Below are 534 nucleotides of genomic sequence, written 5' to 3' on the forward strand. Positions count from 1 at the left end.
GAAATCACCCGCGGCGGCCTGGCCTACCGCGGCGGCGGCGAGCTGTGCTTCGCCTTCGAGACACCGGCCGAGGACGCGGCGCCCTTCGTGATGTCCGACGACGGCGCCGTCATCGTGCTCGGCGCCGGCCACGTGCTCAGCAACGAAGGCGTCGTGAGCGCGGGCAACGCCGCGCTGACCCTGCGCACGCTGGGAGCGACCGAGCGGCTGGTGTGGTATCGGGCGGGACTGGAGGACCTTCCGGTGTCCGGCGAAGCGGTCAACCCCATGAGCCTGCTGCCCGCCTGGGTGCTTCCGGTGTCCCTGTGGCTCATGGCCGTCGGCGTTGCCGCGATGTTCTGGCGCGGACGCAGGCTCGGGCCCCTGGTGTCCGAGCCGTTGCCGGTGGTGGTCCGCTCGGCCGAGACCATCGAGGGCCGTGCCCGGCTGTACCAGAGCGCCAAGGCCGTGAACCACGCCGCCGACAACCTGCGCGCCGCCACCCTGACCCGGCTCGCCGCCTACCTGCGGCTGCCCGCCGGCGCCGCGAGCGCC

At 73.8% G+C, this 534-nt stretch carries 1 pseudogene; it reads left to right on the forward strand.

The features are described 5' to 3' along the window. A pseudogene (locus tag AC5RV2_RS18880) lies at window positions 1–534 on the forward strand (DUF4350 domain-containing protein); the annotation flags it as partial.

The sequence above is a fragment of the Arthrobacter sp. Y3225116 genome (assembly GCF_059091245.1).